We start from the raw sequence: 10,065 nt of genomic DNA, 5'->3' as shown, positions 1-10,065 counted from the left end.
GGTAAAGGGAGTCCGCAATTCACATCCCATCAAGTGTGTTACTCGCGGCCCAAGCGTATCCTCGCCGCCCTTGCCGGATCGCAAGAGGCGATCTTAGGGAGCACGCCTGAAGAGGCTGCGTTGTTTCGTGCTGCGATCCAAGATCCTGTTTGATTCTATCTGACAAGACAGGCCGCCTGCTGTTTGCCGTCTTCGATAACGGCACGAACAAGATTCGCTGCAACCGCGACGCAAATGACAGCGCAGGCAATGGCGAGCACGCGCTTCGCCCGATTACGCCAACCAATGGCGTTGACGACGAAACCCGCTGCGTAGATGAAAAGCGCGGGAATGGCGAAGATCGCCACATTGATCAGGCCGTCGCAGTCCAGCGCGTCGATGCCCAGTGTCGCCTGGTATTCATTTGATGGCATCAAGGCAGCAAGAAGCGCCAGGGGCATACCCAACACCAGTATGGTCCAGCCCAGCACCCTACCAAAGCGGCCGCCTTTCGGTGCTGGAGAGTAACGACCTTTGTTGCTCATGATTGCCCGGGTTGGTCAGGGATAGTCTGAAGAAAAGGTACTGACAAAATTCCTGGAACGCTCCAACACATCGGACATTCTGATGAGCTCCATAATGGAGAGGCAAGAAGAGGTCCTCGCCGCTCTTCCGTTCTCTGAGATATCAGCTGTCCGCTTCATCAAACGACTCGGTTGTTCATTGATGCGCTCCTCCGCTTCCGTCGCCGCGTGATGTCGGCCAAGCGCCGCCCTCACTGCGCTCGAATTGAACACCGCTCAATGCGCCGTTTTGTGATGTCGCAGACCGAGACTTCCGCCGTGCCCATTCTTCCGAGAGATAAGAGAGGTAAATAACGCCCGTTATCAACATCAAACCGCCAATTACACCGGGCCCAATCAACATGATCGTCCAGATATCAAGCCAGGAACTGCTGATTTGCATAGCGGCTAACTCCTCACGACAGATAATGTTGAGTTAATCGAATTCCACGTTTTGGCTAGGCGTGCGTCATGCCGAAGCCATCTTTGTTCTGCTTGCCGGCATCAATGGGTATGCGGTCACCAACGGGAATGCGGCCAGCCACAGCGTGCAGGCCCTTATCGATTTCCTCGCTGGCGAGCTGCAGCATCACGCTTGAATCGCCGCACAAACCCGAGGAAGGTTCTGAGAGCATATCTCGACTGCAAAATCTGCAATATGGAGCGTTTGGTTCGGACCGTAAATCGACCTATCTTGACTGTCTGAAGTCTCTCATCGCGTTGCTCTCGACCGCGACGCCAACTCACACGGGCACCTTCCATGACCAAAGGCTCAGATCTCCTCATTGCGGCGCTTGAAAACGAAGGTGTGGAGCGCATCTTCGGCATTCCAGGCGAAGAAAACCTCGACGTCGTCGAATCCATCCGCAAGTCGTCCATCCAGCTCGTGCTCACGCGACACGAGCAGGCGGCCGCGTTCATGGCAGCGACCTACGGGCGACTGACGGGTAAGCCTGGCGTATGCCTAACGACGCTTGGTCCAGGAGCGTTGAACCTGTCGACGGGAGCGGCCTACGCGCTTCTCGGCGCGATGCCCATGGTGATGATTACCGGCCAGAAGGGAATTCTGTCATCGCGGCAGGCTCGCTTCCAGATTGTTGACGTCATCGCATCGATGAAGCCGCTGACCAAGCTCACGCGCCAGATCGTTTCGCCGCAGATGATCCCGACCATGGTGAGGGAAGCGTTCAGGATCGCGCAGGAGGAACGGCCTGGTCCGGTTCATCTCGAACTGCCTGAAGACATCGCTGCGGAGGAATGTGAGGACATCGCGCTGATCGCCCCGCATCAGCTCGAACTGCCGACGGCAAGCGATGCTGCGCTCGATCGTGCCGCGGCCCTGATTGCATCGGCCAAGCGTCCGTTGCTCATGTTCGGAGCAGCAGCCTCTCGTCCCCGCTCCACGTCAGACCTCGCGCAGTTCGTTATTCGAACCCGCATCCCCTATTTCACGACGCAGATGGGGAAGGGGACGGTTCCAGGGGGAACCGAACTCTACATGGGCACTGCGGCCCTCTCGGAGAAAGACTATGTTCACGAGGCCATCGAGCAGGCAGATCTGATCGTCACGATCGGCCACGATACGATCGAAAAACCACCGTTCATCATGGGCAGGCGCGGTCCGAAAGTCGTTCATATCGGATATCAGCCGGCAACGGTCGAGCAGGTCTATTTTCCTCAGGCCGAGGTCATCGGCGACATGGGGCCGTCACTCAAGGCGCTCGCAGATCGCCTGGAGGGCAAGTTGCCGAACGCGCAGGCGCTTCTTCACCTGCGCGAGCGAATTCTGGACCGAATTGCAGACCGCGCGACCGAACAACGGTTTACGCCTCAGAGGCTGGTCCACGACATCCGCGAGGTCATGCCCCATGACGGCATTCTCGCTCTCGACAACGGCATGTACAAGATTTGGTTCGCTCGCAACTATCGCACCAGAATGGCGAACACGTTGCTTCTCGATAACGCGCTCGCGACGATGGGGGCTGGCCTTCCATCGGCAATGGTCGCTTCGATGCTTTATCCGGAACGACGGGTCATGGCGATCTGCGGCGACGGTGGCTTCATGATGAATTCGCAGGAGCTGGAAACCGCCGTCCGGCTCAACCTGAACCTCGTCATTCTCGTCATTGAGGACGACGCCTACGGGATGATCCGTTGGAAGCAGGCTGTAGACGAATTTCCGGACTTCGGAATGACATTCGGCAATCCGGACTTCGTCAAATATGCGGAATCCTATGGCGCCAAAGGCACAAGGGTCGATGAAATCGGCCAGTTCAAGCAGGTGCTCGAGGATGCCTTCAAGGGTGGGGGCGTGCATCTAATTAATGTCCCCATCGACTACTCGGAAAATGAACGTGTGCTGGTCAAAGAGCTGCGCGAACGGCTGCCGGCAATACTGGAGGCATGAAATGTCGCTTACCCTGACGGTTTATCAGGCATTCGATCGGGCGATCATCGCCGAGTTGCCCACAGATGACGCCGCTTCACTTGACCGCAAGCTGGATATTGCCGCGAAAGCCTTTGCCGATCGCGAGGGGTGGTTGCCTGCCCATCAGCGCATGACGATCCTCAGAAAGGCGTCAGCGCTCCTGCACGACAATCGCGACCGCTTCGCAATGATGATCGCGCGGGAAGGTGGCAAGCCGCTGGCGGACGCGATCATCGAAGTCACACGAGCGATCGACGGGCTGGTCAATGCCGCCGATGAGATCCGCAACTTCGGCGGCAAGGAAGTCCCGATGGGATTGACTGCCGCCAGTCTCAATCGGTGGGCCTTCACGACCAAGGAGCCGATTGGTGTTGTAGCGGCGATCTCGGCATTCAACCATCCACTCAATCTCATCGTCCATCAAATTGCGCCTGCCATCGCCGTCGGATGTCCCGTTATCGTAAAGCCTGCTGCAACGACGCCGATCTCGTGTATCGAAATCGTGAAGTTGCTTTGGGAGGCCGGCCTGGACGAGCGCTGGTGTCAAACCTTCGTCACCGATGACAACGCCCTTGCTGAATCGTTTGCGACCGATCCCCGCGTTGCGTTTCTGAGCTTCATCGGATCGGCGAAAGTCGGATGGTATCTCAAGAGCAAGCTGCCGCCCGGTACGAGATGTGCACTTGAACATGGCGGCGCAGCACCTGTCATCGTTGATCGAAGTGCAGATGCGGCCGCGGTCGTCGGCCCTATTATCAAAGGCGGTTACTATCATGCGGGGCAGGTCTGCGTATCGGTCCAGCGGATATTCGTGCACGAGGATCTCCTGGAACCGTTCACCGAGAACCTAGCCGCCGGGGTCGCGGCTCTTCGGGTCGGCGATCCGACGTTGCCGCAAACGGAAGTGGGGCCACTCATCCTGCCACGCGAAACGGAGCGGGTGTCGAACTGGATCCGGGAAGCGGTTGATACCGGAACAAGGCAGCTCGGGGGTGGGCGTCTTTCGGACACGACGCTGCTGCCCTCGGTCCTGATCAATCCGCCGGCGGACGCAAAGGTCTCGCAGCTAGAAGTCTTCGGCCCGCTGACCTGTGTTTACGGTTACCAGAACCTCGACGATGCGGTTCGGATTGCCAACTCCTTGCCTTATGCGTTTCAGGCGAGCGTATTTTCCTCGGATATCGCCGTCGCACTCCGGGCGGCGAAACGTCTGGATGCAGCAGCCGTTCTGATCAACGATCACACTGCGTTTCGGACGGATTGGATGCCGTTCGCAGGTCGCCGCCAGTCCGGTTATGGCGTCGGCGGTATCCCCTGGACGATGCAGGAGATGGCCGATGACAAGATGGTCGTTCTGAATGGGGTAAGTTAGGCGTTGTCTCGCGCACCGAGGGTCGCTTCAATCGTTACCGGCTGCGGACCGTGAGGCCCGCCGGTCGAGAAACAGCAGCCACGCCGTCCCGGCAAGCCCCGAGAAAGCAGCGACCACCGCCGTGCCGGAATAGCTGGTGATGGCAGTCCCTGCCGCAAAGAGGACGGCGCTCAGCCCGGCGCCGAGGAAGATGTTGACGGAGATCAGCGCGCTGCCGAGACCGGGCCGATCGGCGATCAGGTCCTGAAGGTAGGTAATCGGAATGGAGATGAGCGACGCTGCGCCAATGCCGCTGATGAGGGTGAGCGCGTAGACATGCCAGGGTTGATCGGCAAAAGCCAGAAGGATCAGATAGACCGCGTAGATCAATGCCCCGAGGACAAGGGCTGCAAGCTGGCCGACAATGCGCAGCATGCGCGACCAGACGATGATGAAGACCACTTCCAGAAGTGCGACGATCCCCACCAGAATACCGATATCGGCGACCGTGCCGTGGGCGGCGCCGGTGACGACGAGGGGAAGTATCGCGTCGTTCACATGCAAGGTGCTGCTGATCAGCGCGACCGCCATCACCCGGCTGATGATCCTCGGAGAGATCACCTGGCCGAGTGCGGCAAGATAGGAGAGATGGTGCGTGGCGGCATTGTCCGTGCCGCTTTGCCGTGGCAGCAAGACGCCGACGAGCCCGAGACAGACCAGGCAGGACATGGAAGCAAAGAGATAGGCCGGTAACATGGAGGGCGAGGAGGACAGCAGAACGCCCGTTAGCCCCGGAACAAGCACCCAGGAGAGTGAGATCATTGCCCGCACACCGGAATTGACGGTCGCCACCTCGCCAGGCGCCATTCCCCTGGCTGCGGCACGCACATTGGCAAAGAGCAACGAGTTCAGCGAGCCATAGACCGGCAGCAGCAGAAGCGCGCTGAGGACAAAGATTCCCTGAGTGGGAAAAAAGTAGACGGCGCCATAGCCGACAACACCGAACGTCGCCGCGACAAGCATCATCGTGCGATATTCCCCGAGCCGGTCGGCAAGATTGCCGAAAAGAATGCTGACAATCACGTTGACGGCCGCCGCTGCAAAGATCAGCGCAGAGTAAACCTCGTTCGACAGGCCGAGTTCGAGGATACCGACCACGGATCGATAAGGGGTCGTCGTCGCGCCCGCAAATCCGAACGTGAAAATGGCAATCATGCTCACGCGGATTGCAGGATTACGGAAAACGTCGGGGATCAAGCGGTTCATGATGGTCGTCAACGGGTTGGAGCGCGCCAGGCGGGACGGGAACGTCCCGCCCTCGCCAGGACCGCCATGGATCTGGCATGCAAGTGCTTTGGAAGGCAGGCATGCGTCGTGTAGCCGAAATCCTTGCCGAAGGGAAAGGCCGCGCGCTTCGGTCTTACATTCATCAGCTATCCGATGTCCCGCCGGATCAAACGCTCCATACCCTTGGCCAGGGTCAGAAGCGGCGCAATAAGCTTCCGATTAGCGCTCGCCGCGCCGATTGCGGCATACGTTGCCATTTCAAAGTGTCGGGCTCAGTGGCACGATCGCCGCGAACCGGTCCCAATCCTTGGCTGCCTTCGGCGTCCAGGCAGCTTCAGCAATTGCCGGAAGACGGGGGAAGACGAGACGGTTGAAATAACCGCGTGACAGGAAATGTTCCGACCAGATGCAGGCCTGGACACCCTTCAGCTTGTGCTTCAGCTCTTCGGGGAATTCGCCGGCTGCCTCATAGGCATAGGTGTGGGCTGGCGGAACGGTGCCGGCCCAGCTTGCGCCGGGTTCCTGGAAGGCCTCGGCCTGGACCATGTCGAGATAGTAGGCCTGGCCGGGGGTCATGACGACATCATAGCCTTGGCCGGCAAGTTCGATGCCGACCTGTGGATTTTCCCAGGCCATCAGCAGACTGTCTTCTGCCGCAACCCCACCGCCATGGGCGACCTCGTTCCATCCCGCGAGCTTGCGGCCGCGCTTGTCGAGCATCGTTTTGACCTGCTTCAGGAAAAAGGACTGCAGTCCGAACGTGCCGGAAATGCCTTCATCGGCCATCAGCTTCTTGGCACGGGGCGAGGCGAGCCAGGAACCGTTCGCCACTTCGTCGCCGCCGATATGGATGTAGGATGAGGGGAACAGCTCGACCATTTCGTCGAAAACCTGTTCCAGGAATTCGTAGGTCAGCGGCACGGCCGGGTTCAGCGCATTGTTGGGATAGCCCTGAACCGAATGGTAGCTTTCCGGGGCCTCCTGGCCGTCGGTCAGTTCGGGCAGGGCGATCAGTGTCGCTGCATTGTGGCCGGGAATGTCGATCTCCGGCACGACCTCGACATGGAGGGCGCCGGCATGCGCGACGATGTCTCTGACATCGTCCTGCGAATAGAAGCCGCCGGCGGGCTCTGCGCCATTGCCGAGCTGCGGCAGAAGCGGTTCGTCCGGTCCGCGCAGCACGCCCGTAGTCGTCAGCTGCGGATAGGCCTTGATCTCCAGGCGCCAGGCCTCGTCATCGGTCAGGTGCCAGTGGAAGATGTTGAACTTGAACCAGGCAAGGATGTCGATCAGCCGCTTGACGTCGACAACCGGATAGAATTGCCTGGAGACGTCCAGATGGCACCCGCGCCAGCTGTAGCGCGGCCGGTCGAAGATCGTTCCGGAAACCGGAAAGCGGAATTTGCCCTTGCTCACGCGCGCCCCGTTCAGCAATTGCGCAAGCGAAGTGAGGCCATATTGGCGGCCGGCAGCTCCCGAATAGGAAAGCGTGATGTGGTCTGCGGCAAAGCGCAGCCGGTAGGCTTCGCCATCGAGCCCGGCGTCAATCTCGAAGGCGAGTGACCGGCCCTGCGGCGAGGCCACGAGATTGAAAACCGAATGGTCGCCCTCGAAAAGGCGGTGCGTCAGGGCAATGACCTCGGAGATCGCCACCAATTCCTCGGCACTCGCTCCCTCCGGAAAGAGGACGACCGGAAAGTCGTCGCCCGGCTTGGCGTCGATCTCGGCCGGCCACGGCTGCAATGCAAAAGGCAGATCGAGGCGGCCCCCGGGCAGGAGCACGGGCGGAGGTTCGCTCACACGGCCCTCGAGCAGCAGATCGGAAACGGCGACCGGCAGATGCTCTCCCGATGACAGCGTCAGATAGGCGGACTTGGCGCCGTCAGTGCAGTGGCGTGCCGGACGATGCAGGCCGGCGACCGTGAAGGTCCAGCTTTCGCCGGCAGCAACAGCCAATCCGGCCTGTGACGCGAATTCATGGAAATTGGCGTTGCGTCTGAGGAAGGTGGCATTGGTGCAGGCGCTGGCGTCAATGACCCGGGTGAGTGACGTGTAGACGAGCTTGAAAGCGGAAAGCGGCTTATCGGAAAGATTGAAAAGCGTGAAAGTGAACGCGCCATTCGGCCCGCCATCAGGGTTCCAGCTGTTCTCCAGGCGGTAGCAGGCCGGTTTCATGTCTCGTTCCTCTCGATTCTCTTGAGATGTTCAATAGTGCTCGGACTGCGAAAAGGTGCGGGCGAGCTCGGCCTGGCCGGCCGTCAGGCCACAGTCGACAGGCAGGCAGATGCCGGTGATTGCCGCTGCCTGTGGTCCAGCCAGGAAAGCGACGGCATTGGCGACGTCCTTGGGATCGACGACGCGCTGCAGGGGATACCAGCGGCGGGCATCCTCGAAAACATTGGGATTGGCGGCTGCCCGGGCTTCCCAGGCTTGCGTCTTGACTGTTCCGGGGGCGACCGCATTCGAGCGGATCCCGAATTTCCCGTATTCGACCGCGACAAGTCGGGTGAAATGCAGAAGACCGGCCTTGGCGGCGCTATAGGCCGGATGGCCGAAAACATTCATACCGTTGACCGAGGCAATATTGACCACCGAGCCTCGCGACATCTTCAGCTGATCCGCGACGGCCCTGAAGCAGAGGAAAGCCGCTTCGAGGTTGAGCGCGTTGTCGGCGCGCCAGATCACCGGCGTCGTGTCATGCAGGCTGACGGCGCGGGCAGCCCCCGCATTGTTGACGAGCGTGCGCAGGCTGCCGAGTTCGGCAGCGCGTCCGGCAAGAGCCGCACAGCTGGTCTCACTGGTCACATCGCATTCGACGGCAATGAAACGGTCCGTCGGTCCAAGCCTGCCGGCCGTGGCCGCCGCGGCGCCGGCATCGATATCGGCAAGCAGGATGACGTCATGATCGTCGCTCAGCCGGCCGGCGATCGCCGCGCCGATATCGCCTGCTGCACCCGTTACGATGGCCACCGATTGCGTCATTGCCGCTTCCTTCTGTTGATCAGTCTCCGAGCAGCTGCTTGTCGTCGTCGCCATCGCGGTGCGCGACCAGCTGTTGCTTGATGCGTCTGAGCGTCGTCAATGCCTTCGGCTGGATGGCATAGGCGACGAGGCTCGCCAGGATATCGACGGTCGCAATATAGGCGATGCGCGTGGATGTCGGCCGATAGATGTTGGTACCTTCCGGAAGATCGATCGGCACGACGATTTCGGCGGCGCTGGCGACAGGGCTGTCGGTCTGCGTCAGCGCGATGGTCCTGACCTTTCCCTCGCGTGCGAGCGCAAAGGCCCGCACCAGCTCGGCATTGCGTCCGGAAAAGGACGAACCGATGATCACGTCGCCTGGCTTTGCAGCTGCCGCCATCATCAGCTGCATGCTGTGGTCGGAGCTGGACGTGGCACGCAAGCCAAGCCGAAAGAGCCGGTTCTGCAGCTCGTCGGCGATCATCGAGGAATTGCCGCCCGAACCGAAGGCATAGATCATCTCCGCCCTGGCGATCTGCGCAACGGCAGCTTCGATCGCCGTCAGGTCCAGCGAGCGATGCAGCAGGAACAATGCGTTCTGCGCCTTGGTGATGATATCCTGCGCGACGTCGGAGGGAGCGTGGCTCTTCGATTCCGGCTTCAGGTAACGCACGCCGACATGGGCGGTGCGGGCAAGCTGCACCTTGAAATCGGAAAAGCTCTCGCAGCCGAGCCGGCGACAGAAACGGGTGACCGTCGGCGGCGACACTTCCGCACGTTCGGCAAGCTCGATGATCGAGGCATTCACGGCGAATTCGAAATCATTGACGACGATTTCGGCGATGCGGCTCTCGGAGGCGGAGAGTCGGCTCTTGTCTTCCTGCAATGTCGAAAAGATATCCAAGCCGGTTCCTCCCTGCCGATCTCCTAGTCGACCTTCTTCTTGTATGCGACGCAGTCGATCTCGACCTTGCAATCCACCATCATCGACGATTGGACGCAGGCGCGGGCAGGCGGATGCGCGCCGAAATAGTCCTGGTAGATCTTGTTGAAGGTCCAGAAGTCGCGCGGATCATCCAGCCAGACACCAACGCGCACGACATCCTCGACGCCGTAACCGGCTTCATCGAGAATGGCGAGCACATTGGCGATCGTCTTGTGCGTCTGGGCAACGATATTGCCGTCGATGATCTCGCCGTTTTCCATTGCTACCTGGCCCGAAACGTAGAGCCAGCCATCGGCCTCGACAGCGCGCGCGAAAGGCAGCGCCTTGCCGCCGGCGCCCGTTTGAACAGTGCCATATCGCTTGATGGACATGCTGGGGTTCCTGCAAATTATTTTCTTGATAAGTTGACAAGGGACCATAGAAAGCGGATTTTGACCAGAGAAAAACGCCATTTATGAAAAGAATTTAAATTCGGGGCCGAGAATGCGCGATCCTTTCAAGAATCCTTTCCCGTCTTCCGATGCTGCACGGCACGCCATTTGGGAGA

The 10,065-nt window shown here is 59.9% G+C and carries 9 protein-coding genes; 2 read left to right on the top strand and 7 right to left on the bottom strand.

The genetic code is table 11. The annotated features are described in order from the left end of the window. Nucleotides 1-155: 155 nt before the first annotated feature. Nucleotides 156-524, bottom strand: a complete 369-nt coding sequence (locus AC1D35_RS33185; RefSeq protein ID WP_477854069.1) for a hypothetical protein — start codon at nucleotides 522-524, stop codon at nucleotides 156-158. A gap of 476 nt (nucleotides 525-1,000) precedes the next feature. Further along, complete coding sequence (locus AC1D35_RS33180) at nucleotides 1,001-1,135, bottom strand: hypothetical protein (RefSeq protein WP_477854068.1); 135 nt, start codon at nucleotides 1,133-1,135, stop codon at nucleotides 1,001-1,003. A gap of 167 nt (nucleotides 1,136-1,302) precedes the next feature. Between AC1D35_RS33180 and AC1D35_RS33175 the strand changes: the two genes are divergently transcribed. Continuing rightward, entirely contained in the window at nucleotides 1,303-2,949 is a 1,647-nt protein-coding gene (locus AC1D35_RS33175; RefSeq protein WP_113301297.1) for an acetolactate synthase large subunit, read from the top strand. 1 nt (nucleotide 2,950) lies between these two features. Continuing rightward, nucleotides 2,951-4,342 carry an aldehyde dehydrogenase family protein gene (locus AC1D35_RS33170; protein ID WP_115037896.1) on the top strand — a complete coding sequence of 464 codons (1,392 nt, stop codon included), beginning with the start codon at nucleotides 2,951-2,953 and terminating at the stop codon, nucleotides 4,340-4,342. Between the two features lie 27 nt (nucleotides 4,343-4,369). Here AC1D35_RS33170 and AC1D35_RS33165 read toward each other — a convergent pair whose 3' ends face one another. The 5 genes from AC1D35_RS33165 to AC1D35_RS33145 all read right to left on the bottom strand — a co-directional run bounded on the left by AC1D35_RS33165 (nucleotide 4,370) and on the right by AC1D35_RS33145 (nucleotide 9,889). Continuing rightward, nucleotides 4,370-5,587: an MFS transporter gene (locus AC1D35_RS33165; RefSeq protein ID WP_477832163.1), complete on the bottom strand. Its 1,218-nt coding sequence runs from the start codon at nucleotides 5,585-5,587 to the stop codon at nucleotides 4,370-4,372. 279 nt (nucleotides 5,588-5,866) lie between these two features. Further along, nucleotides 5,867-7,783 (bottom strand): beta-N-acetylhexosaminidase, encoded by a 1,917-nt coding sequence (locus AC1D35_RS33160; protein ID WP_477854066.1) that lies wholly within the window; start codon nucleotides 7,781-7,783, stop codon nucleotides 5,867-5,869. Between the two features lie 30 nt (nucleotides 7,784-7,813). Beyond that, nucleotides 7,814-8,590, bottom strand: a complete 777-nt coding sequence (locus AC1D35_RS33155; protein WP_477942086.1) for an SDR family oxidoreductase — start codon at nucleotides 8,588-8,590, stop codon at nucleotides 7,814-7,816. A 19-nt stretch (nucleotides 8,591-8,609) separates the two neighbouring features. Then, nucleotides 8,610-9,476: a MurR/RpiR family transcriptional regulator gene (locus tag AC1D35_RS33150; protein ID WP_113301302.1), complete on the bottom strand. Its 867-nt coding sequence runs from the start codon at nucleotides 9,474-9,476 to the stop codon at nucleotides 8,610-8,612. Nucleotides 9,477-9,499: 23 nt separating this feature from the next. Next, nucleotides 9,500-9,889, bottom strand: a complete 390-nt coding sequence (locus AC1D35_RS33145; RefSeq protein ID WP_113301303.1) for a RidA family protein — start codon at nucleotides 9,887-9,889, stop codon at nucleotides 9,500-9,502. Between the last annotated feature and the right edge of the window lie 176 nt (nucleotides 9,890-10,065).

The sequence above is a fragment of the Rhizobium sp. P1_E6 genome (assembly GCF_056405875.1).
The sequence above is the reverse complement of the archived record's forward strand: the minus strand, read 5'-3'. Positions and strand labels throughout refer to the sequence as shown.